Raw genomic sequence first — 21,487 nt, 5'->3', positions numbered from 1 at the left:
CTCTCTCGCAGCGAGGAACGTGCCATGACCACTCCACGCGTCACCTTCTACCACGCACCCAATAGCCGCTCCGGCGGCGCCCGCGCCCTGCTGGAAGAACTGGGCGTCGAATACGACATGCACGTGCTCAACCTGCGCAAGAACGAGCAGCGTGAAACGCCGTACACGGCGGTCAATCCGATGGGCAAGGTTCCGGCCATCTGGCATCGCGGCGAACTGGTCACCGAGCAACCGGCCGTCTATCTCTATCTCGCCGATCTGTACGTGGATAAGGGGTTGGCGCCTGGCCTGGACGATCCGCTGCGTGGGCCGTACCTGCGCTGGATGGTGTTCTACGGCTCGTGCTTCGARCCGGCCGCGGTGGACCGCGCGCTGAAGCGCGACGCGGTGCCGCCATCCACGTGTCCCTATGGCGACTGGGACACCATGTTCGCCACGCTGGTGGCGCAGCTGGAGCGTGGCCCCTACATGTTGGGCGAACGCTTCAGCGCGGTGGATGTGCTGTGGGGCTGCGCATTGAACTGGATGACGATGTTCAAGCTCATCCCCGAGGTGCCGGTGATCGGCGCCTATGTGGCTCGCGTGATGTCCCGGCCGGCCATGCAGCGCGCGATGGCGCTGGACGCGGCCTTGGCGGAAGCGCAGGCGGCGTGAAGGCGTATGGCCGGCCGGTTGTCATGGCGTTTGTTGAGAGCGTGCCGAGTGGCTCTGAGGTGAGCGGCCAGGCAAACCATGACTCCCGGCGCTGTTCCCGGGCGCGCCGCTCCGCCATCATCCACGGATGCGTCGCGCCGACCGGTTGTTCCTCATCATCCACGCCTTGCGGGGTCGCCGGACCGCGCTGCAGGCGCGTCAGCTTGCGGGCACACTCGGTGTGTCGTTGCGCACCGTTTACCGCGATGTGGCTGACCTGCAGCTCTCCGGCGTGCCCATCGAGGGAGAAGCCGGTGTCGGTTACGTGCTGCGCAAAGGTTCGGACATCCCGCCGCTGATGTTCACCGCCGACGAACTCGAATCGCTGGTGGTCGGCACGCGCTTCGTGCGTGCCTTCGCCGGGCAGAAACTGGCGGAGAGCGCGCAGGCCGCGCTGCTGAAGATCGAAGCCGTCCTGCCTGCCGAGTTGCGCGAGCGCTCCACGCGTACGCGCATCTATGCGCCGATCTGGCGTGACCAGACCAAGACCGATTTCGCCGCGTTGATTGACCGTCTCAACGCGGCCATCACGGATAACCAGGTGCTGCGGCTGGAATACAGCGATGAAGCTGGCCGTACCAGTACGCGCGAGGTTGAGCCGTTGTGTCTGGCGTTCTGGGGTGGTGCGTGGACCTTGGGCAGCTGGTGTCGGTTGCGCGTGGGCTTCCGCAATTTTCGCCCGGATCGCATTCATGGGTGTTCGATTACGGGTGAGCGCTTCGACAGTGTGGAGGGGCGCAATCTGGACGCCTATCTGCAGGCGATGCGGGGGTATTACGAGGGGATGGAGAGCTGAGGCCTTTCGCTCCCCCTCCCCGCCGGGGAGAGGGTTGGGGTGAGGGGCCAACCCTGCCTCGTTGTTTGGAGGTGCCGCAGTCTTCTTTCGCTCGTCATTCCGGCGTAGGCCGGAAGCGCTTTTCAACAGCCAAAGGCTGGTCATCCAGAGCCTCGGTCTTTAGTTGTCGCGATACAGCGACCTGGCCCGCCTGCCGCGGGCTTCCGACCTCCTGCCGGCGACGCAAAGCTAGTCCCCTTTTTGGGAAGGCCGGGTTACTTTCTCTTGCTTGCCCAAGAGAAAGTAACCAAAGAGAAGGGCCCCCCGGATGACGCGCCTTCCGGGCTGCGCCCTCCAGGTGCGCGGTCGGGCTCCGGGGTTTTTCGACAGGACATCCCTGTCCTGTCGAAAAACTGGCCGCATCCMTGCGGCCACCCTTCGGGCTTTCCTCCACCCGCCCGCCGCGTCATACGGGGACCCCGAGATCAAGAGCCRCATCAAGAGCCACGCGACGTCCGACKCTGTYGGGCSGCTCTTTTGTAGGAGCGCACTTGTGCGCGACCAGCCKACGGAGCGGTRCATCCAGGTRGTGCGGTCGCGCACAAGTGCGCTCCTACAAGGGGGACGCAGGTATGGAGATGGCCGATCAATCTTGCCGCTCGGCTCTTTGTGGGAGCGCACCCTGTGCGCGACAAACCTACGGAGCGGTGCACCGCAGCGTGGCGGTCGCGCACAGGGTGCGCTCCCACAGAAGAGCGGGCGCGACGGTGCTGCGAGCCGATGGGTAGCGAAAATCCGCCCGCGCCTAAGCGGCGAGCAACCCGAGGTCGGCAACAACGAACCATCCCCGCAATCAGCTACCCTCCCCCCCATCCATGCCGGAAGCGCCCCATGCCCACGACAACACCACCCGTCGTAGCCAAAGCGCCATCCACCTGGCATCTGGATCTGGTCGCAGGTCTCTCCATTGCCGGCCTGCTGATCCCCGAAGCGGTCGCTTATTCCGGTATCGCCAACCTGCCGCCGCAGGCGGGCGTGATTGCTTTGTTCGTGGGGTTGGCTACGTATGGGCTGTTGGGGCGCAGTCGCTATGCGATCGTGTCCGCCACTTCGTCGTCGGCAGCTGTGCTGGCGGCGGGAACGTTGGCGCTGTCTGGTGGTGACAGTATTTCGAGGGTCGCATTGGCGGGAACGCTCGTGGTGCTGGCAGGCGGCTGTTTTCTGGTGGCCGGTGCGGCGCGACTGGGTGGGTTGTCGCATCTGATTGCGCGTCCTGTGCTGCGTGGCTACACCTTTGGGCTTGCCTGTGTCATCGCACTCAAGCAGCTGCCGCATCTGCTGGGTGTGGCGGACGTGCATGGCGATTTCATGCCGCTGCTGATCGTGCAATTGGCGAAGGTGTTGCCGCAGGTGAACGTGGYGGCGTTGGGTGCGGGCCTGGTTGCGTTGCTGCTGCTGTTTGCCTGCGAGCGCATTCGTCGGCTGCCGGGAAGTCTGGTGGCCATCGCACTGGGCGTGCTGGCATCGGGTTGGCTGGCGGCGCATGGCGTGGCGTTGACGGGCCCCATCCAGCTGGCGACCGATCTGGGTTGGCCGACGTGGCCGCGCAGCGACCAGTGGTTGCCCAGTGTGGAATTGGCGGCAGCGCTGCTGCTCATTCTCTATGCAGAGTCCTATAGCTCGATCCGCGGCTTTGCGCTGAAGCATGGCGACACAGTGAATCCCAATCGCGACCTGCTGGTGCTCGGCATCGCCAATGTGATCTCCGGTGCGCTGCACGGCATGCCGGTGGGCGCAGGATATTCCGGCACCTCGGCGAACGAGGCGGCCGGTGCGCGGTCGCGCCTTGCCGGCCTTATCGGTGCCGTCAGCGTGCTCGTGCTGGTGTTGTTGGCCTTGCGCTGGATCGAGCGCATTCCCCAGCCGGTGCTGGCGGCCATCGTGATCCACGCGGTGAGCAAATCGCTGCGGGTGTCGGTGTTCGCACCGTATTTTCGCTGGCAACGCGACCGGCTGGTGCTGCTGGCGGCGGTGGTGGCGGTGTTGTCGCTGGGCATCCTCAACGGCTTGCTGTTCGCCATCGCCTTCAGTCTGGTAATGCTGTTGCGCCAGCTCGCCACGCCCCGGCTGGGCATACTGGGGCGGCTGGCCGACGGGCACGATTTCGTGGACACGGCGCAACATCCCGAGGCGCTGCAGGTACCGGGCATGCTGATCGTGCGGCCGGAGGAGCCGCTGTTCTTCGCCAATGCCGAGGCCATGCTGGCCCAGGCCCGCGAACGCGTCAAAGCGGGCCAAGGCCTGCGTCGCGTCGTGCTCAGCCTGGAGGAAAGCCCGGACCTGGACGGCACCTCGCTCGAATCCCTCGCCGATTTCGCTACATGGCTGGCCAGTCGTGGCATTGAGTTGCGCGTGGCACGATTGAAGGGCGATGCGCGGGACGCGCTGTCCCGCATAGCGCTACCCCAGCTTCCGCCACAGGCGCTGGATGACTGGAGCGTGGAGGATGCCGTGTCGGCATCGCCGCTCACGACCTCTTTGGCAAAGGGAAACCCGCAGTGAAGAAAGCTCTACGCACCACCTGGCTGGCCGCGGCCACCACGCTCGCACTGGCCGCGCCGGCCTGGGCCGATACCAGCGCCGATGCACGCTTCAAGCAGATCTACGAGCAGGAGTGGACGTGGCGCAACGGCCAGTCCGGCATTGCCAGCTCGGGTGAAGCACAACCCAATGGCTCGCGCCTGGACAATGTGGACGCGGCCAACCAGCAGAAGCGCCAGGACTATTGGCAGAAGGTATCCAACGACCTCGATGGCATCGACGTCAAGCAACTGTCGCCGGAAGACCAGGTGAACTACGCCGTATACCGGGCGCAGATCCAGAACCTGCTCGCCTCGCAGAAGTTCAAGCAGTGGCAGATGCCGTTCAACAGCGACTCGGCGTTCTGGAGCGACCTGGGCTATGTGCTCGAAGGCGACCGGCTGCGCACCACGCAGGATTATCAGCGCTACATCGATCGCCTCAACCAGGTGCCTGCGTACTTCCAGCAGCAGATCGACAATATGCGCGACGGTCTGGCGCGTGGCTTCACCGTGCCGCGCGAAGTGCTCAAGGGACGCGACGCGTCCATCAGCTCGGTATCGGAGTTGAAGGACCCGACCCAGAGCACTTTCTACAAGCCGTTCGAGAAGATGCCCTCGACCGTGCCGGCCGCCGACGCGATCAAGCTGCGCGATGCCGCCAAGAAGGCAATCAGCAACAAGGTAATCCCGGCCTACGCCAACCTGCTCAGCTTCTATCGCAACGACTACGTGCCCAAGGCACGCACCACGCTCGCCGCCGAAGCCATGCCCGACGGCAAGGCGTTCTATCGCCAGCAGATCATCGAATACACCACGCTCGATCTGGATCCGGACACCATCCACAAGATCGGCCAGGAGCAGGTGGACAAGATCCATGCCGAGATGGTCAAGACCATGCAGGAGTCGGGCTTCAAGGGAAGCTTCGCCGATTTCCTGCACTTCCTGCGTACCGATCCGCAGTTCTACGCCAAGACGCCCGACGAACTGCTGATGCGCACCGCGTGGGTGGCCAAGCAGGTAGACGCGCAGCTCGGCAAGGAATTCGGCCGCCTGCCGCGCCAGCGCTTCGCCATCGTGCCGGTGCCGGCCGATATCGCGCCGTATTACACCTCGGGCCGCGGCGGCGCCAGCACGTATCTGGTCAACACCTATGACCTGCCGTCGCGTCCGCTGTACAACATGCCGGCGCTGACGTTGCACGAATCGGCGCCCGGCCATTCACTGCAGCTGGCGCTGGCGTCCGAGCAGCGCGGCCAGCCGGACTTCCGTCGCGAGGGTTATATCTCGGCCTACGGCGAGGGTTGGGGCCTGTACTCGGAGTACCTGGGCAATGAGATGGGCATCTATAAGACGCCCTACGATCGCTTCGGTTACCTCACCTACCAGATGTGGCGCGCCTGCCGACTGGTGGTCGACACCGGCATCCATCACCTGGGCTGGACGCGCCAGCAGGCGATCGACTTCATGACGCAGAACACCGCCTTGTCCGATCGCGAGATCGCCAACGAAGTGGATCGCTACATCAGCTGGCCGGGCCAGGCGCTGTCGTATGAACTGGGCTACCTGAAGATCCTGGCGCTGCGCCAGAAGGCCGAGCAGGCGCTGGGTTCGAAGTTCGACATCCGCCACTTCCATGACACCGTGCTGCAGATCGGCTCGGTGCCGCTGCCGGTGCTGGAGCAGCGCATCGATCGTTTCATTGCCGACGGTGGACCGGCACCGGATTTCGGCTGCGATTGCGCAAAGGACAAGGACGCGAAGAAGTAAGTCGCCCCACCACGACCCCGGCTTGGCTGGGGGCGTGGCATTCGCGAAAACTCAGGGTTTGGCCGGTGTGCTCTTGCCGGTTTCCGCATAACGCTGCAGTCGCTGCAGCTGTTCCATCAGCATGCCGTTGGCGACCGGCGCAATCCTGTCGAGCCCGCTGGCGCTGGAACCGTTGACGCGGTATTCCAGCGCCAACGCGGTGCCTTCCGGCGCGGGCTTGAGCGTGAAGGTCAGCACGCCTTGCACGGCCATGGCTTGAAACGGACCCAGCGCGGCATCCATGCGCAGCAGATGGCCCGGCGCGGCCCAGATCACCCGGCCGTGCTGCACGCTCTGGTCATTCCAGCGTTCGCAGAAGCAGCCGCCGGCCTCGGCCTTGAGGCTCACGTGCGAGGCGTCGCCAGAGTAGGTGTGTTCGCTGTTCCACCACTTGGCTACGTCGATCAGCGCCGCATAGAGCTTCTCGGGCGGTGCGTGGACGGTGCGGGCGTCCTGGATCAGCAGGTGATCGGGCGCGGCTTCCTTCACCTCGGCGTGGACGGCGAGGGCATGGAACGACAGCAGCGTGGCGGCGGCAATGACTTGAATACGCATGGGTTTCCCTCTGATCGATGCCACGTGGGCGTCACCGGGCGGGCCGAGTATGCGGCGACCCGTGCGCGCGCTGTACTGGCCGAACGGCGGATGACCGGACCACTGGCGAAAAATGCATCAGTGGAGTAAATTGGCTCCTAACTTCACTGGGAGAGTTGAACCATGGCGGCTCATCTCCAGCCTGAAACCCATCCCATCGCCGATCTCGGCGGCCCCGCCTTGCGCGCTTTCTTCAATATCGCCGAGCGCTGGAACCTGCGCATTGCCGACCAGCGCCGCCTGTTGGGCGATCCGCCGGAATCCACTTTCTACAAGTGGAAGCGGCTGCAGAGCGGCACCCTGGGGCGCGACACGCTCGAGCGCATCAGCTACCTGCTGGGCATCTTCAAGGACCTGCAGATCCTGTTTCCCGATGCGGACCAGGCGGACGGCTGGGTCCATCGCGCCAACCGCTCCAGCTTGTTCGGCGGCCAATCGGCACTGGAACGCATGCTCTCGGGCAACGTCGCCGACCTTTATGTGGTGCGCCAGTACCTCGACGCCCAACGCGGCTGACCCCGACGCCTTTTGTAGGAGCGCACTTGTGCGCGACCGCAGACTTGCGGCTTTCCTCAGACATCCACCCCAGACAAAACCCTGCGCTCCACGTCGCAACCCCCGATACGCCCTCAGGCCATACTTCTCCCCTCTGGCAGACCGCGCGAGAGCTTCACGTCATGGCCGACATTCCACCGCTCAAACGCGTCCGCTGGGGTCACGCTTACCGCATCGTGCCCAGCCGTTTTCCGCCCATCGGCGTGTTCGACCGTATCGCTGATCCGGGCGACCTTGAAGCGCTGTACGCCATCGAGGCGATGACCAATCCGCGTCTGCGCAACGATATCGGCGACCTGCATCTGGTCCCGCCGGATCGGCGCATCAGTGGCCCCGGCAGCACGCCGGTGATGGCCGCGTTCACCCATCTCAATCCCGAAGGCAGCCGTTTTTCGGATGGCAGCTGGGGCGTGTTCTACGCCGCGCATAGTGTGGCCACGGCGGTCGAAGAGACGGTCTATCACCGCGAGCTGTTTCTGGCGGCAACGGCCGAGCCGCCGTGCGATATCGAGATGCGCTGTTACAGCACCAGCATCCAGGCCAAGTTGCACGACCTGCGTGGCGGTTGGAAACCCGAGCACGATCCGGACAACTACGCGGCAGGCGTTGCGCTGGCGCGCAAGCTGCGTGAGCAAGGTTCCGACGGGCTGGTCTACGACAGCGTGCGGCATGCCGGGGGCGAATGCGTCGCCGTGTTCTATCCCGACCGCGTGGCGCCCTGCGTGCAGGCGCAGCACCTGATGTACCGCTGGGACGGCAAGCGCATCGGCCAGGTGCTCACCGTGGATGAGTGGAAGCGCGGCTGAGCGCCTGCGAAAAAAACGGGGCCCTTCTTGCGAAGGGCCCCGCGCAGCTTCCGTGCCGACTGGTCTCCCCTTAGAAGCGGTAGCCGACGCTGGCGCCGAACACCACCGGATCGATCTTGGCGGTGCCTACCTTGGTGTTGTTGACCTTCACGTCGCTCTCGATATTGGCCCAGCGCACGTCCACCGTGGCCAGCCACTTCTCGGAAATCCTCAGGTCGAAACCCGCGCGCACGGCGCCACCCCAGCTGTTGGCGATGCTCACGCTGTTGCCGTAGAGCGCGCCGGTGCCATGCGTGCCGAAGAAGTTGGTGTAGTTGACGCCCACGCCCAGGAACGGCGACCAGGCCGCATCAGGCATGAAGTGATAGTTGACGCCGAAGGTCGGCGGCAATTGCTTGGTGCGCGCCACTGTGCCCAGGCCGGCGAGCTTGACGTCATGCAGGAACGGCCACGCACCCAGCGCGTCCACGCCCCAGTTCGGGGTGAACATGTATTCGAGGTCGATGGTCGGTCGCGTGCTGCTGCTCACGTTCGCACGTGCGCCGGCCAGGGTGCCGTTGTTGTCCTTGGGGGCGACCACGGCGCCGCCGACGCGCAGCACCCACGAATCGGTGCCTTCAGCGTGGGCCGTGGGAGCGGCGAGCGTGCCAAGAGCCGCGGCAATGACGAGGGGAAGCAGGACTTTCATGGCGTTGTTCCATCATGTTTTCGTTGGGGGACAACGTCATGGTCGTTAGGAAGTCGTTGCTCGCTGTTGATCCAGGTCATGTGCTCGTAGGGCATTCGGACGCAGGCGCGCACGCACGAAAAGGCCCGCGCGAGGCGGGCCTTCTGTGTCTTTGCGGTAGAGCTKACGATCAGGTGTCGGCGTTCGTCGCCCAGCCTTCGCGGTTGCCGCGCGTGAACACGCGGTCGCTCTCCAGCACGTCGCCTGCCGCATACGCCGGCTGCTCGCGCAGGCTGGCGTAGATCGGCGTGAAGTCCGGACGCGTCGCCTCGAACAGCTGTTCAAAGCTGTCGATGACGAAATACGTCTGCTGGAACGTGTCGATGCGGTAACGCGTGCTCATCACGCGCTCCAGGCCGAAGCCGATGCGGTTGGGCGAGGCCGAATCCAGCGAGTAGATCGACTCGCCCTTGGAGCTCACGATGCCGGCGCCGTAGATGCGCATACCGTCCTTGGTGTTGATCAGGCCGAACTCCACCGTGTACCAGTACAGGCGCGTGAGGTTCATCAGCGCTTCGGGGCCGATCGCGAAGGCCTTCATACCGCCGCGGCCGTAGGCCTGCATGTAGTCGGCGAACACCGGGTTGAGCAACAACGGCACGTGGCCGAACAGGTCGTGGAACAGGTCCGGTTCGCTGAGGTAATCGAGCTGGTCCGGCTTGCGGATCCACCAGCTCACCGGAAAGCGGCGATGCGCGAGATGGTCGAAGAACACCTCGTCCGGCAGCAGGCCTTCCACCGCGACCACTTCCCAGCCGGTCGCAGCGCCCAGCACCTTGTTGAGCTCGGAGAACTTGGGGATGCCRCCGGCGCCCATGCCGAAACGTGCCACGCCATCAAGGAATTCCTGACAGGCGCGGCCAGGCAGGAGGTCGCTCTGGCGCTGGTAGAGCGTGTCCCACACTTCATGGTCGGTAGCGGAGTAATCCGCCCAAGGCTGCTCCACCACGCCGGTGGCATACACCGGGACATAGCCGCGATCGGTCTGCTGATGTTCGACGCGGCGGGGAGGGGTGTTCATGGCGTGCTCCTGGAAACAAGGCCGACCTGCTTGGATAAGCCAGCATAGGGCGATTGCCGCGCACGATGATTGTTTTATTGCATTGATTCAGTTCAGCTAAGCAATAATCGTGTTCCCTCATCCGTATCTATGGAGATTTATTGCCATGGCTACCTTGGACCGCACCGATCTGCGGATTCTGGCCGTCCTGCAGTCCGACGGCCGCATCACCAATGCCGACCTGGCCGAGAAGGTCAGCCTGTCGCCTTCGGCCTGTCTGCGCCGCCTCCAGCGCCTGGAGGCCGACGGCGTATTGACCGGCTATACCGCCCAGGTGGATCCCCAGGCCGTAGGGCTGGGCCTGCAGGCTTTTGTCCGCGTGCAGCTGGGCAAGCATGAGAGCGCCGTGGTCGAGCGCTTCGTGGAGCTGGTGAACGGTTGGCCGGAGGTGGTGTCCTGTTATGCGCTGACCGGCGACATGGACTACCTGTTGCATGTCTATGTGGCTGACCTGCAGGATTTTTCGCGCTTCCTGCTGGATCGCCTGCTGAACGCGTCGGGGGTGGCCGATGTCAATTCCAGCTTCGTGCTGCGGACCGTGAAACGGTCCTCGGCCTTGCCCCTGTCGCAGCTGGAACATTGATGCTGCGACGCGGGGACGCAGGGGTCGACTAACGCTAAACTAACCGGACTGATGAATAGCCAATCCCTCTCCGCCCCAGCCCGCCGAGACGTCATTCGGCCCCTGCGCTACTTCTGGCGCGTGCCGCTGCTGCTGCTGCACATCGTATTGGGCGTGCTGCTGTGTGCCCTGGTGCTTACCTGGCGCCGTGACGCGGTGATGAAAGATGGCCGCGAGCCGTTTGCGCATCGCACCATCCGCTGGTGGTCGACAGCCCTGCTCCGCATCTTCGGTCTGCGCTCTGTGCGCGTTGGCCAGCCGCTGGCCGATCCTGTGCTGTTCGTCGCCAACCACACCTCCTGGATCGATATCGAGCTGCTGCACAGCCAGCGCGCGGCGTGCTTCGTGGCCAAGGCGGAAATTGCCAGCTGGCCGCTGGTGGGCTGGCTGGCGTCGGCGGGCGGCACCATTTTCCATCGCCGCGGCAGCAATCACTCGCTGGCAGCGGTGATGCAGGTGATGGTGGATCGGCTGCGCGGGGGGCGTTCCGTGGCGGTCTTCCCGGAGGGCGGTACCGGACACAACGGCGTGTTGCGCGTCTTCCATGCGCGCATCTTCCAGGCGGCGCTCGATGCCGAGGTGCCGGTGCAGCCGGTGGCGCTGCGCTTTGCGCGCGACGGCCGTCGCGTCCTGGATGCCGGTTTCCGCGAGCACGAGAACTTCATGCAGAACTTCCTGCGGCTGCTGGGCGAAGCCCCGCTCGACGCCGAAGTGCATTTCCTTGAACCCGTGCCGGCTGCGCCGGACGCGCGCCGTCGCATGGCGGAAACCTCGCGCGAGCGCATTGCGATGGCGCTGGAAGACAAGCCGGAACACGAAAAACACGCATGACGCTGCCCCGGGGTAAGGATTTTCAGCCACCGTGGCCGCTACGCAGTGGCCACATCCAGACCATGCTGTCCTCCAGCGGCGTGCGGCGCCTGATGCTGCCCAAGGCGGCGCAAACGGTGCTGCAGGATTCCCAGCAGGTGGTGGTGAATGGCGGTGATGGCGTGCGCCTCACCGGTGCCTACACCAGGCAGAGGACGCAATCGGAATCGCGCGGTCTGGCCGTCTTGTTCCATGGTTGGGAAGGCAGCGTTGATTCCACGTATGTGCTGCAGACGGGAAGCCGGCTGCTGGCCGATGGCTGGGACGTGTTCCGCCTGAATTTCCGCGATCACGGCGACAGCCATCACCTCAACGAGGCCTTGTTCCATTCCTGCCGCATCGACGAAGTGCTGCATGCGCTGAACGACATTGCGCAACGCTTCCCGTCGCGACCGCTTGCGCTGGCGGGTTTTTCGCTCGGCGGCAACTTCGCCTTGCGCGCGGCCATGCACGCGCCGGCGGCAGGCCTGCCATTGAGCTATGCGCTGGCGGTGTGCCCGATCATCGATCCGGGTGAAGGCCTGTTCTCGCTGGAAGGGCAGGCGCCGTGGTTCTACCAGGCGTACTTCATGCACAAGTGGCGGCGTTCGCTGCAGGCCAAGCAGGCGGCCTTCCCGCACGTGCAGTATTTCGAACTGGCCGAGCTCAAGCAGAGTCTGCGCGGACTGACCGCGTCGCTGGTCTCGCGGCACACCGATTTCGGTTCGCTCGAAGCCTATCTGGACGGCTATTCCGTGGCCGGTCGCGCGCTGGAAGGCATGCACGTGCCGTGCACCATTCTTACCGCGCGCGACGATCCGGTCATCCCCGTGGCGGCATTCGAACGACTCGATCTGCCGGCGAATGTGGAGCTGGATATCTCCGACTACGGCGGCCATTGCGGCTATATCCGCGGCTGGGACATGACCAGCTTCACTGACGAGTACATCGCCGCACGTTTCAATGCCGTGGTGGCGCAGCGATAGCACTGCGCGGCCTTGTGGCTGTCACAACGGCATTCCATCATCCGTCTCACCACCGTTCTGCCTGGAGACCCGGCCATGCATGCCAAGGGCACGTTCGAAGTGAAGATCACGCCGCAGCCTCCGCAGGCAGGCATTGACGATCCCGGTGTTGGCCGTCTGGTGATCGACAAGGTCTTCCAGGGCGATCTGCAGGGCCATAGCAAGGGAACGATGCTCGCCGTCGGCACGCCGATCGACGGTTCGGCAGGCTACGTGGCGATGGAGTGGGTCGAAGGCAGCCTGCACGGGCGTCATGGTCGTTTCGCACTGCAACACAGCGGCAGCATGCATCGCGGGTCGCCGCAGCTGTCGGTAACCATCGTGCCCGATTCGGGCACTGACGAACTGGCGGGCATCGAAGGCGCGCTCACCATCACCGTCGCCAACGGCGTGCATTCCTACGACCTCCACTACAGCCTGGCGTGAAACGTTTCCCCGTCGCCGCGATGGCGCTACGCTTCGACACTCCCGCGATGGAGTGCCGTCCATGCTCAAGTTGATGCTGGGTTTGTTCGGATGTCTGGTGGCCTGCACAGCCATGGCGGCGCCCCAACTGGAAAAGCTCACCTTGCCCAAGGGGTTCCATGTCGCCGTGTACTCGGACCAGGTGCCCAATGCGCGCGAGATCGCGCTGGGCGCCAAGGGCACGGTGTTCGTCGGCTCCAATAGCGCGGGCAAGGTCTATGCGCTTACCGACAGCAGGCACGACGGCCACGCGGACAAGGTGCGCGTGATCGCCAGCGGCCTGAAGTTGCCGGTGGGCGTGGCCTTCAGGAATGGCGATCTGTACATCTCGGCGGTGAGCAAGATCCTGGTGCTGCGCGACATCGAGAATCATCTCGACGATCCGCCCAAGCCCGACGTGGTCTTCGACAAGTTTCCCACCGAGACGCATCACGGCTGGAAGTTCATCGCGTTCGGTCCCGACGGCAAGCTCTACGTGCCGGTGGGTGCGCCGTGCAATATCTGCGACAAGGACAAGGACTACGCCAAGCTCACGCGCATGAACGCCGATGGCAGCGGCCTGGAAGATGTCGCCTCAGGTATCCGCAATACCGTGGGATTCGACTGGCAGCCCAAGACCAGGCAGCTGTGGTTCACCGACAACGGAGGGGACCTGATGGGCGATGACATGCCCAGCGACGAGTTGAATCGCCTGTCGCACGTGGGCGAGCACTTCGGTTATCCCTATTGCCACCAGGGCGACACACTCGATGCGGAGTTCGGCCAGGGCAAGAACTGCAAGGATTACAGTGCGCCGATCTACAAGCTCGGTGCGCACGTGGCGGCGCTGGGCATGCGCTTTTACGAGGGTTCGCAGTTCCCCGCCAACTACAAGGGCGCGATCATCGTGGCGGAGCATGGCTCGTGGAATCGCACCAGGAAGTCCGGCTATCGCGTGATGGTCGCTCATCTGAGCGGCGACAAGGTCACCGCCTATGAGCCTTTGCTGGACGGATTCGAGCAGAACGAACAAACCTGGGGCCGGCCGGTCGACGTGCAGCCGCTCCCCGACGGCAGCGTGCTGGTGAGCGACGACCTGGCCGGCGCGCTCTACCGCGTGACGTACCAAAACCCCTGACGCGCCGCGGCTTGCGCGACGCTTCACCCACTCGCTTTGATCCCGGAGAACGACCTTGCAATTGCGTAGCGACAGTTTCGAACACGGTCAGGCGATGCCGGCCCGACTGGCTTTCGGCAAACGCGGCGAACCCTTCGCCTTGTCCGACAACCTCAGCCCGCACCTGGCGTGGAAGGATGCACCGCATGCCACGCGTTCCTTCGTGCTGGCGGTGTTTGACTTCGACGTGCCCAGCAAGCCGGACGACGTGAACCAGGAAGGACGCACCGTGCCGGCCGATTTGCCGCGCGTGGAATTCGTGCACTGGCTGATGGCCAATATTCCGGTGGAATGCGGCGAACTGGCCGAAGGCGCCTGCAGCGACGGCATCGTGCCGCGCGGCAAGCGCGCGCCGTACGGCCCGCCGGGCAGCGTGCAGGGCGTGAACGACTACACCGGCTGGTTTGCCGGCGATGCCGACATGCGCGGCGAATATCTCGGCTACGACGGCCCGTGCCCGCCGTGGAACGACTCCATCGTGCATCACTACCATTTCCGCCTGTACGCGCTGGATGTGGAAAGCCTCAAGCTGGCCGATGGTTTCACCGTCAGCGCATTGCGCGCGGCGATGGACGGCCATGTGCTGGCCGAGGCCGAGCTGATGGGCAGCTATACGATCAATCCCGCAGCCGTTTAGACGACCTTGTCGCCAGCGTGAACGGCGACCAAAGGGCGGCGTGGGCTGAGATCATTTTCACGCTCGCAAGGCATGGGCTGTGGGTGAATGGTCGGCAGGACGATGTCATGTCCGCTGAGAGGATCGCCCCATGCTGCACTACGCCCTGGTATTCCTGGTCATCGCCATCATTGCTGCCTTGTTCGGTTTCACCGGCATTGCCGGTACCGCTGCCAGTATCGCGAAGATCCTGTTCGTCGTCTTCCTGATCCTGGCTGTGATCGCCTTTTTCAGGCGCGCGAGCTGAGCGAACGGCGCATCGGGCTGAATCCCGATGCGCTTCGCGGCACCGATTCAAGACCATTGCATGTCCGCTTCAACGGAGAACGTCATGAACAAGCAAGTCCAGGCGCACGAGGAAAACACCGCTGCCGAGCGCATCGAGGAACGCGCCGAGCGCATCAAGCAGGCGACCACCAGCGCCGTGAGCAGCACCAAGGAAGCGGTGGATCGCGCGGCCGACAAGGTCGAGGACAGCCTGCATCGCGCCACCGACAAGGCCGCCGATACCGCCACCCGCGCCTCTGAGAAAGCCGACGAATATCGCCAGCGTGGACGTGAGGTGTACGACGAGGCCGTCGACCGCGCCGACGAATGGCTGGACCGTGCACGCGACTATGTGCGCGAGAAGCCCGTGCAGTCCGTAGCCATCGCCCTTGGCGCCGGCTGGCTGCTTGGCCGCATACTCCGTCGCTGATAGACGACTGAGGACAGGGGATGGACCAGACCGGACGCGAAGACGCGCCCGCCGCGCCTGACGAGACGCCACCTCCTGCGCCACCGGGCCTGCTGGACGATATCGGCCGTCTCGGTCGGGCTTTTCAAAAGCTCTTTGGGGCACAACTGAAGCTGTTGTCCGCCGAATTGGGGCTGGCGCGCAGCGCCGTCCACTGGCTGCTCATCGCCGGTCTGGTCGCCACCGTGGCGGCCGTAGGCATGGGGCTGACCCTGCTGGGCCTGATCGGCTGGCTGCTGGCGCAGTGGCTCGGCTCGTGGGCCTGGGCGTTGGCCGCGCTATCGCTGGTGGAGCTGCTGTTTCTCGCCGGCGCGATGCTGTTGTTCCGCCGCTGCATGCACTGGATGACGCTGCCCGCGACGCGGAACGAGTGGAGTGCGATGATGCGTGACACCCTGCGTCGTCCCGGTCCGCAGGGCAGCAACCCGGAGGACGTGCCGTGAGCCTCTTCAAGCAATTGCATGCGGTACGTACGGCGGAGAACCGTGCACGGGATGCCCGCGAGGAGCTGGCGGTACCCGCCCAGGCCTTGTTGGCGCGTGGACAACGCCATCCGCTCACGACCGTAGGCTTGGCCGCGGGCGCGGGTTTCGTGCTCGGCAAGCTCAATGTGCATCCGCTACGCGTGCCGGGCCTGGGCGCGCTGCTGAGCGGCACCGCAGCCGAAGTCGTGGGCCAGGCCATGCGACTGGTGGCCGAGTTCACGCAGAACGCCGGCGACGTCACGCAGGACACCGGCGACTTCACATGAACACGCCGATGTCATCGCTGCCGCCCGTCGCTGAAGGTGACGCGGCGCAACCGGAGGTACCCGTCGACGCGATGGTGCCCAGCCGCGAGCCGCGGATGAACCTGATGCGGGTGCAGCGCACGCAGAGTGCACGCCGGCACCTGCGCGGTATCCGCGTCGTGCTCAATATCTTCCTGGCGTTGGCGCTGATGTATACGGTGACCATCACCAAGCAGCTGCTGATACCGCTGGTGCTCGCCTCGTTCATCGGCCTTGCGCTCAATCCCATCGTGGCGCGTTGCTCGAGCATCGGGATTCCGCGCTGGCTGGCGGCCAGCGTGCTGATGATCGGCCTGATGACGGCCATCGGATTCGGCGTGGGTGCGCTCACCCAGCCCGCCCTGGGCTGGGTGCACGAAGCGCCGACGGCGATCCGCAGCTTTATCCCGAAGCTGCGCAACTTCACCCAGCCGCTTGAGGCGGCCAACCGCGCCACCCAAGGCCTCACGGGGCCCACGAAGGTACAGGCTTCGGCGCAGTCGCCGCTCTCCATCACCGTGTGGGACATCGTGGCGACCACGCCGAAGGTCCTGGCCGGCGTGCTCACCGTGGTCTTATTGGTGTTCTTCTTCCTCGTCTACGGCGACCTGATGCTGCGACGACTGGTGGAGGCATCGCCCAACTTCGGCTACAAGCGACACGCCGTCCACGTGGTGCGCGGCATCCAGTACGAGGTGTCGCGTTACATCCTCACGGCGACGCTGATCAACTTCGGCCTTGGCGCCGTCACCGCCGGCATGCTGTGGCTGTATCACATGCCCGATCCCTTGCTGTGGGGCACGGTGGCGATGCTGGCCAACTTCATTCCCTACGTGGGCGCGATCAGCACCACGACCGTGCTTGCGGTGGTGGGCCTGCTCAACTTCAACGAGCCGGGTGCGGCCCTGCTGCCGGCTCTCACGTTCGCCGGCATCACGGCGGTCGAAGGCAACCTGGTGACGCCGCTGATCCAGGGGCATCGCATGCGCCTGAGCCCGATCGCGATCCTGCTGTGGCTGCTCTTCTGGGGCTGGTTGTGGGGCATCCCGGGTGCGCTACTGGCGGTGCCGATGCTCACCAGCGCCAAGCTGGTGGCCGAACGCGTGCGCGGCTGGCGCTGGTTTGCACGCATGGTGCAGCGTTGACGGCTCGCTTCGCGATCCGCGCGGTTGGCGCGCAGGACTTCGATGCGTGGAAGCCATTATGGGACGGCTACAACGCGTTCTACGGCCGCAGCGGCGACACCGCGCTGGCGCAAGAGATCACGCGCGAGACGTGGTCGCGCTTTCTCGCGGCAGACGAACCGATGCACGCGCTGGTGGCCGAAGGCGATGGCCAGCTGCTGGGACTGGCGCACTACCTGTTCCATCGCAGCACCATCAGCCGCGCGAACAGCTGCTATCTGCAGGATCTGTTCACCATACCGGCGGCACGCGGCATGGGTGTCGGACGCGCGTTGATCGAAGCGGTGTATGCCAACGCACGCCAGGCCGGTGCATCGCGCGTGTACTGGCAAACCCATGAAACCAATACCAACGCGATGCAGCTCTACGACCAGCTAGCCGAGAAGTCAGGGTTTATTGTCTACCGCAAGCCGTTGTAGCGTCGCCGTAGACTCACCGACGCGGGTAAGCGCCATGCACGTTTCGTTCGCGGTCCGACTCGGCGCCATGGCGCTACTACTTGCGGGCAGCTGTTCCGCGATGGCAGCGACGACGTCGACGGACGGGCTTCATCGTTGCGAGGCGCAAGGCCGTGCCACGCCGACGGTTGCGCAAACGACGCTCAATGGCGTGCCCGCCATCGTGCGCATCCCCACGCATATCGACAAAGCGCCGATCATCCTGTGGCACGGCTTCGGCCCACCGGCCAGCGAGAGCGCCATGATGGAGGCGCTGCCGCTCGACGAGGTCGGTGCGGTGAAGATCTACCTCGGCCTCCCTCTGTTCGGCGCGCGAGCACCGTCTGGTGGCATGAAGGAACTCGCGCGGCGGCAGGGCGAGGATCTTGGCCTGGAAGTGTTCAAGCCCGTGGTCGCTGGCGCCGCGGATGAGCTGTCGAACGTGGTCGCGGCCTTGGTCGAGCATGGCTGCATGAAGGCTGGCAGCGCGGTTGGCCTGGTCGGCTTCTCCGCCGGCGGCGCAGCAGCGCTCTACGCGTTGTCGCAGGGCAGGGTGAAGATCGAAGGCGCGGTGCTGCTCAACCCGTCAACGGGTCTGACCGATTCGGTGCAGGCCTATGAGAAAGCGACGAGGCAGACCTACACCTGGTCACCCGCGTCGCGCGAACTGGCCCACCAGACCGACGCGGCCGCGCACACCGCCGATATCGCACGACATCGTCCCGCGTTGCTGTTCCTGCAAGGTGCGAACGACGCGGTGCTCGATGGGAAAGCGGTGTCGGCGCTGTGCGCCGGGCTAAAGCCGTTGTATGGCGATCAGGTATCGCGGCTGCAGTGTCGCCTGCTGGCCGGCATGTCCCATCAATGGGCCGCCGATCCTGCGTCGCTGGCGCTGGTGCGCAAGGCCGTCGGCGCATGGTTCTCGGATATCCCAGCCGCATCGACGACGACTCATTGATCGATGCCATGCGCCTTCAGCACATCGCTGATGTCGAACAGCCACACGTTGCGCGAACCATTGAGCGGTTCACCCAGGCGTTGCTGCAGCGACGCGATATCGTCCTTGGGCTTGGGAAAATTCACCGTGCTCTGGCGGCTGCTCGAAACATACAGCTCGCCGAATTGACGGCCCAGCGAGGGCGCATTTTCCAGCGCGGTGCTGTTGACGTCGCCAGCCAGATGCAGCGGCTTGCCCCAGCGGCCATCGGGCTCGCGAAAGGCAATGTACAAGTCCGCGCTGCCTAGCGAATCGCCTTCGTTGCCAGCGTAGATGAGGAAGCGCTGGTCCGGATCGACGCAAGGATCCATGCGATTGTGTTCCAGGTCGCCCAACGCCACGCGCTCAGGTTTCGCGTAGCCGTTGGCGGTGTGTCGCGCCACATAGACTTGATACGCCTTGCCCGAATCGTCGCGATGAGCCGAAAAATAGATGTCGCCATTGGACGCGACCGAAGGGTTGTAAATCATCGCGCCATCATTGAGTGCGCCATCGACATGGACGGGCTTGCCCCAACGGCCGTCCGACTGTTGTTCGACGTACCACAGGTTGGTGCCGGCAAACGTCTGGCCACCCATTTCGGCCATCACCGGCACGTCGCCATCATGCACAGGCCGATTGGAGACGAAGTAAAGGCGCTTGCCATCCGGTGACAGCGCCGGCTCGGAATCGTGCCATTGGCCGGAAAACGACACGACCTCGGGTGTGGTCCAGTCCTGGCCGCGCCGATGCGTGACAAGAATGGTGTCGTCCTTCTCGGCAAAATCCGAGCGCATGAAATACAGCGTCTTGCCATCGGGACTCACGGCCGCCGAGGTCTCCTGCAAGCCGGTGGAGATCACGCCTGGCCCGACCAACTCGCCCGCACCGGCATTGGCGGCTATCAGGGCGAGGGCCAACAGGCCGGCCGGGATGAACAGTTGCGACGGCATGCACGATGCTCCAGCAGAGGGGACGGTGGGTCCGCCACACCATGGAGCACAGGTGTGCGAGCTGCAGCAGGTTTGTGACTGGCGGCCAGAGCGGCGTGATGAGCGGTCGACGCAGGCGCGTCGGCGGTCAGGCCATACCCAGGGCGCGACGTGCGTGCAGGCGGAAGCGGCGGCTGAGGCTAAGCCGCGTGCCGTCCTGCAACACCACTTCCGCGCTGCCCTGGAACAGGGGATGCACTTCGCGTATGCGTTCCACGTTCACCACGATGCCGCGGTGTATGCGCAGGAAGCAGGCCGGATCGAGCACGGCAAGCAGGTGGCGCAGCGACTCGCGGTGGAGATAGGTCGCGCTGCCGGCATGGATATGCACGTAGTTGCCGTCGGCGCGGATCCAGTCGATATCGCTGGCGGCAATCACGCGGATATGCTCGCCATGCTGGACACTGAGCCGCTGCAGATAGGGCGATGCGGGCACCTGCGCTGCAMCTGAAGTCGCGACCGGGACGGGCAGAGCGTGCAAGCCCTGCCAATGGCGCCGCACGCGAATCATCGCCTGGTCAAAACGCTCCTGGTCGATCGGCTTGAGCACGTAGTCGATCGCATTGGCGTCGAAGGCGCGCAGCGCGTGCTGGCCGTACGCGGTGGCAAACACCACCATCGGCAGACCGTCGCGCTTGAGTCCATGCAACAGACGGAAGCCATCCATGCCCGGCATGCGGATGTCGAGGAACATCAGGTCCGGTTCCAGCGCTTCGATCGCCTGTCGCGCTTCGCTCGCGTTGCCGCACTCGCCCACGATCGTCACATCCGCATGCGATGCCAGCGCCTGCCGGATGGCCAGCCGTGCCAGGACCTCGTCGTCGACGATCAAGGTGCGGATAGGCGGCGTAGTCATGCGGCCTCCCGGAACGGAAAGCGCAGTTCCACCCGTGTGCCGCCTTCGGGCTTGCGTTGCAGTTCCAAGGTGGCGTCCTGGCCGAACAGCATGTCCAACCGGGTGCGCGTATTGCCCAGGCCCAGCCCGTCCTTGGGACCGTCGGGCGGCAGGCCGATGCCGTCGTCGTCCACGCGCAGCAGGAGATTGTCGCCATCGCGTCGCGTGGAAATATGCAGCGTGCCGCGCTCCGTCTTCTCCAGCAGCCCGTGGCGCAGCGCATTCTCCACCAGCGGCTGCAGGATCATGTTGGGCACCAGCGCTCGCAGCGTGTCGGCGGAAACATCGATGTGGGTGCTCAGACGATCCTGGAAGCGCACCTGCTGGATGCCGAGATAACAGGTGAGGAATTCCACTTCACGCGATAGCGGTACCTGTTGCGCGTGCCGCTCTTCCAGGGTGAGGCGAAGAAAATCACTCAGTCGCGCGATCATCTGCCGCGCCTGCACCGGGTTGGCCAATGCCAGCGCCGAAATGGCGTTGAGCGTGTTGAACAGGAAGTGCGGCTGCAGTTGCACGCGCAAGGTCTGCAGCTGCGATTGCACCAGCTGCGTTTCAAGCTGCGAGTTGCGCAGGCGTTCGTCGCGCAGCCGGCGCTGTGAATCGATGGCGCGCAACACCACCAGGATCACGCCGTAAGTAAGCCAGCTGAGATGGAAGTTATAGGCGAACTGCATGCGCGAGAACGCACTGAAGCTGATGTTCGGTCGCGAGAGGGGCGGCCCGCACAGCGTCCAGTAGATGGCCAGCACCAGCATCACCTGCAGCGCCGCGAGCAGGATGCTGGCGGGCAGGTGCACTGCCCAGAAGCGACGCCAGCCACCGTGGCCGCCGATGCTGCCCAGCCACGCCACGACGGGCGTGAGCAACATCCACAGATAGGCGTTGGTGAGGTTCCAGGTGAATGGGCGGGTCCAGGTGAACACCTCGCCCTCGCTGATCATGGAGATCACCGAGCTGGCCGTGTAGGACAGGCCCAGCAGGGTCCAGAAGACGAACACGAGCGCCCAGATCTTCCAGCGTGGCGCAGTCATCAGGTCGGACACCGGAACCTCGCAGGCACGAGCCGCTGCAGTGAACTCCCCCAGTCTGGACGCCCGTAATGTA

At 64.7% G+C, this 21,487-nt stretch carries 25 protein-coding genes; 19 read left to right on the top strand and 6 right to left on the bottom strand.

Annotated elements, in window-relative coordinates; translation table 11 throughout:
* The first annotated feature begins 24 nt into the window (after positions 1-24).
* The 4 genes from AC1DMG_RS02855 (at position 25) to AC1DMG_RS02840 (ending at position 5,817) form a co-directional block, all read left to right on the top strand.
* Complete coding sequence (locus AC1DMG_RS02855; RefSeq protein WP_441601792.1) at positions 25-654, top strand: glutathione S-transferase family protein; 630 nt, start codon at positions 25-27, stop codon at positions 652-654.
* A 127-nt stretch (positions 655-781) separates the two neighbouring features.
* Entirely contained in the window at positions 782-1,489 is a 708-nt protein-coding gene (locus tag AC1DMG_RS02850; protein ID WP_441601791.1) for a helix-turn-helix transcriptional regulator, read from the top strand.
* Between the two features lie 870 nt (positions 1,490-2,359).
* Positions 2,360-4,030 carry a SulP family inorganic anion transporter gene (locus AC1DMG_RS02845; protein WP_477180163.1) on the top strand — a complete coding sequence of 557 codons (1,671 nt, stop codon included), beginning with the start codon at positions 2,360-2,362 and terminating at the stop codon, positions 4,028-4,030.
* Complete coding sequence (locus AC1DMG_RS02840) at positions 4,027-5,817, top strand: DUF885 domain-containing protein (protein WP_441601789.1); 1,791 nt, start codon at positions 4,027-4,029, stop codon at positions 5,815-5,817. Before AC1DMG_RS02845 ends, AC1DMG_RS02840 begins: the two co-directional genes overlap by 4 nt.
* Before the next feature lie 51 nt (positions 5,818-5,868).
* Here AC1DMG_RS02840 and AC1DMG_RS02835 read toward each other — a convergent pair whose 3' ends face one another.
* A complete protein-coding gene (locus AC1DMG_RS02835) occupies positions 5,869-6,411 on the bottom strand; it encodes an SRPBCC family protein (protein WP_441601788.1) in 543 nt (180 codons plus the stop codon).
* Between the two features lie 162 nt (positions 6,412-6,573).
* Between AC1DMG_RS02835 and AC1DMG_RS02830 the strand changes: the two genes are divergently transcribed.
* A complete protein-coding gene (locus AC1DMG_RS02830; protein ID WP_441601787.1) occupies positions 6,574-6,966 on the top strand; it encodes an MbcA/ParS/Xre antitoxin family protein in 393 nt (130 codons plus the stop codon).
* A gap of 161 nt (positions 6,967-7,127) precedes the next feature.
* Positions 7,128-7,811 carry an RES family NAD+ phosphorylase gene (locus AC1DMG_RS02825; protein ID WP_441601786.1) on the top strand — a complete coding sequence of 228 codons (684 nt, stop codon included), beginning with the start codon at positions 7,128-7,130 and terminating at the stop codon, positions 7,809-7,811.
* A gap of 70 nt (positions 7,812-7,881) precedes the next feature.
* On the opposite strand, the gene AC1DMG_RS02820 is transcribed toward AC1DMG_RS02825, so the two are convergent.
* Together AC1DMG_RS02820 and phhA are read right to left on the bottom strand one after the other, a co-directional pair.
* Positions 7,882-8,499 (bottom strand): OmpW/AlkL family protein, encoded by a 618-nt coding sequence (locus AC1DMG_RS02820; protein WP_441601785.1) that lies wholly within the window; start codon positions 8,497-8,499, stop codon positions 7,882-7,884.
* A gap of 169 nt (positions 8,500-8,668) precedes the next feature.
* Positions 8,669-9,559, bottom strand: a complete 891-nt coding sequence (gene phhA / locus AC1DMG_RS02815) for a phenylalanine 4-monooxygenase (protein ID WP_441601784.1) — start codon at positions 9,557-9,559, stop codon at positions 8,669-8,671.
* A gap of 145 nt (positions 9,560-9,704) precedes the next feature.
* On the opposite strand from phhA, the gene AC1DMG_RS02810 reads away from it, so the two are divergent.
* The 13 genes from AC1DMG_RS02810 (at position 9,705) to AC1DMG_RS02750 (ending at position 18,475) form a co-directional block, all read left to right on the top strand.
* Positions 9,705-10,181 (top strand): Lrp/AsnC family transcriptional regulator, encoded by a 477-nt coding sequence (locus AC1DMG_RS02810; RefSeq protein WP_441601783.1) that lies wholly within the window; start codon positions 9,705-9,707, stop codon positions 10,179-10,181.
* Positions 10,182-10,232: 51 nt separating this feature from the next.
* On the top strand, positions 10,233-11,051 hold the full coding sequence (locus AC1DMG_RS02805; RefSeq protein ID WP_441601782.1) for a lysophospholipid acyltransferase family protein: 819 nt from the start codon (positions 10,233-10,235) through the stop codon (positions 11,049-11,051).
* A complete protein-coding gene (locus AC1DMG_RS02800) occupies positions 11,048-12,055 on the top strand; it encodes a YheT family hydrolase (RefSeq protein ID WP_441601781.1) in 1,008 nt (335 codons plus the stop codon). The genes AC1DMG_RS02805 and AC1DMG_RS02800 overlap by 4 nt, the downstream gene beginning before the upstream one ends.
* 75 nt (positions 12,056-12,130) lie before the next feature.
* A complete protein-coding gene (locus AC1DMG_RS02795) occupies positions 12,131-12,520 on the top strand; it encodes a DUF3224 domain-containing protein (RefSeq protein WP_441601780.1) in 390 nt (129 codons plus the stop codon).
* A gap of 61 nt (positions 12,521-12,581) precedes the next feature.
* A complete protein-coding gene (locus tag AC1DMG_RS02790; protein WP_441601779.1) occupies positions 12,582-13,676 on the top strand; it encodes a PQQ-dependent sugar dehydrogenase in 1,095 nt (364 codons plus the stop codon).
* A gap of 55 nt (positions 13,677-13,731) precedes the next feature.
* Positions 13,732-14,352 (top strand): YbhB/YbcL family Raf kinase inhibitor-like protein, encoded by a 621-nt coding sequence (locus tag AC1DMG_RS02785; protein WP_441601778.1) that lies wholly within the window; start codon positions 13,732-13,734, stop codon positions 14,350-14,352.
* 130 nt (positions 14,353-14,482) lie between these two features.
* The gene (locus AC1DMG_RS02780; RefSeq protein WP_441601777.1) at positions 14,483-14,638 is read left to right on the top strand and encodes a DUF1328 domain-containing protein; all 156 of its coding nucleotides are present in this window, start codon (positions 14,483-14,485) and stop codon (positions 14,636-14,638) included.
* A gap of 84 nt (positions 14,639-14,722) precedes the next feature.
* A complete protein-coding gene (locus tag AC1DMG_RS02775; protein WP_441601776.1) occupies positions 14,723-15,088 on the top strand; it encodes an ElaB/YgaM/YqjD family protein in 366 nt (121 codons plus the stop codon).
* A 20-nt stretch (positions 15,089-15,108) separates the two neighbouring features.
* On the top strand, positions 15,109-15,570 hold the full coding sequence (locus tag AC1DMG_RS02770) for an ABC transporter ATP-binding protein (protein WP_441601775.1): 462 nt from the start codon (positions 15,109-15,111) through the stop codon (positions 15,568-15,570).
* Positions 15,567-15,878 (top strand): hypothetical protein, encoded by a 312-nt coding sequence (locus AC1DMG_RS02765; RefSeq protein ID WP_441601774.1) that lies wholly within the window; start codon positions 15,567-15,569, stop codon positions 15,876-15,878. Before AC1DMG_RS02770 ends, AC1DMG_RS02765 begins: the two co-directional genes overlap by 4 nt.
* 95 nt (positions 15,879-15,973) lie before the next feature.
* Positions 15,974-17,041, top strand: coding sequence for an AI-2E family transporter (locus AC1DMG_RS02760; protein ID WP_441602133.1), 1,068 nt, complete (start codon positions 15,974-15,976; stop codon positions 17,039-17,041).
* Positions 17,038-17,499, top strand: a complete 462-nt coding sequence (locus AC1DMG_RS02755) for a GNAT family N-acetyltransferase (protein ID WP_441601773.1) — start codon at positions 17,038-17,040, stop codon at positions 17,497-17,499. Before AC1DMG_RS02760 ends, AC1DMG_RS02755 begins: the two co-directional genes overlap by 4 nt.
* A 67-nt stretch (positions 17,500-17,566) precedes the next feature.
* Positions 17,567-18,475 carry a prolyl oligopeptidase family serine peptidase gene (locus AC1DMG_RS02750; RefSeq protein WP_441601772.1) on the top strand — a complete coding sequence of 303 codons (909 nt, stop codon included), beginning with the start codon at positions 17,567-17,569 and terminating at the stop codon, positions 18,473-18,475.
* Here the strand turns inward: AC1DMG_RS02750 and AC1DMG_RS02745 are convergent.
* The 3 genes from AC1DMG_RS02745 to AC1DMG_RS02735 form a co-directional block, all read right to left on the bottom strand.
* Positions 18,469-19,446, bottom strand: coding sequence for a TolB-like translocation protein (locus AC1DMG_RS02745; RefSeq protein WP_441601771.1), 978 nt, complete (start codon positions 19,444-19,446; stop codon positions 18,469-18,471). The two genes, AC1DMG_RS02750 and AC1DMG_RS02745, sit on opposite strands and share 7 nt — an antisense overlap.
* A gap of 127 nt (positions 19,447-19,573) precedes the next feature.
* Positions 19,574-20,341 (bottom strand): LytR/AlgR family response regulator transcription factor, encoded by a 768-nt coding sequence (locus AC1DMG_RS02740; RefSeq protein WP_477180162.1) that lies wholly within the window; start codon positions 20,339-20,341, stop codon positions 19,574-19,576.
* A complete protein-coding gene (locus AC1DMG_RS02735) occupies positions 20,338-21,414 on the bottom strand; it encodes a sensor histidine kinase (protein WP_441601769.1) in 1,077 nt (358 codons plus the stop codon). The genes AC1DMG_RS02740 and AC1DMG_RS02735 overlap by 4 nt, the downstream gene beginning before the upstream one ends.
* Positions 21,415-21,487 lie beyond the last annotated feature (73 nt).

The sequence above is a fragment of the Dyella sp. 01N36 genome, assembly GCF_056399745.1.
The sequence above is the reverse complement of the archived record's forward strand: the minus strand, read 5'-3'. Positions and strand labels throughout refer to the sequence as shown.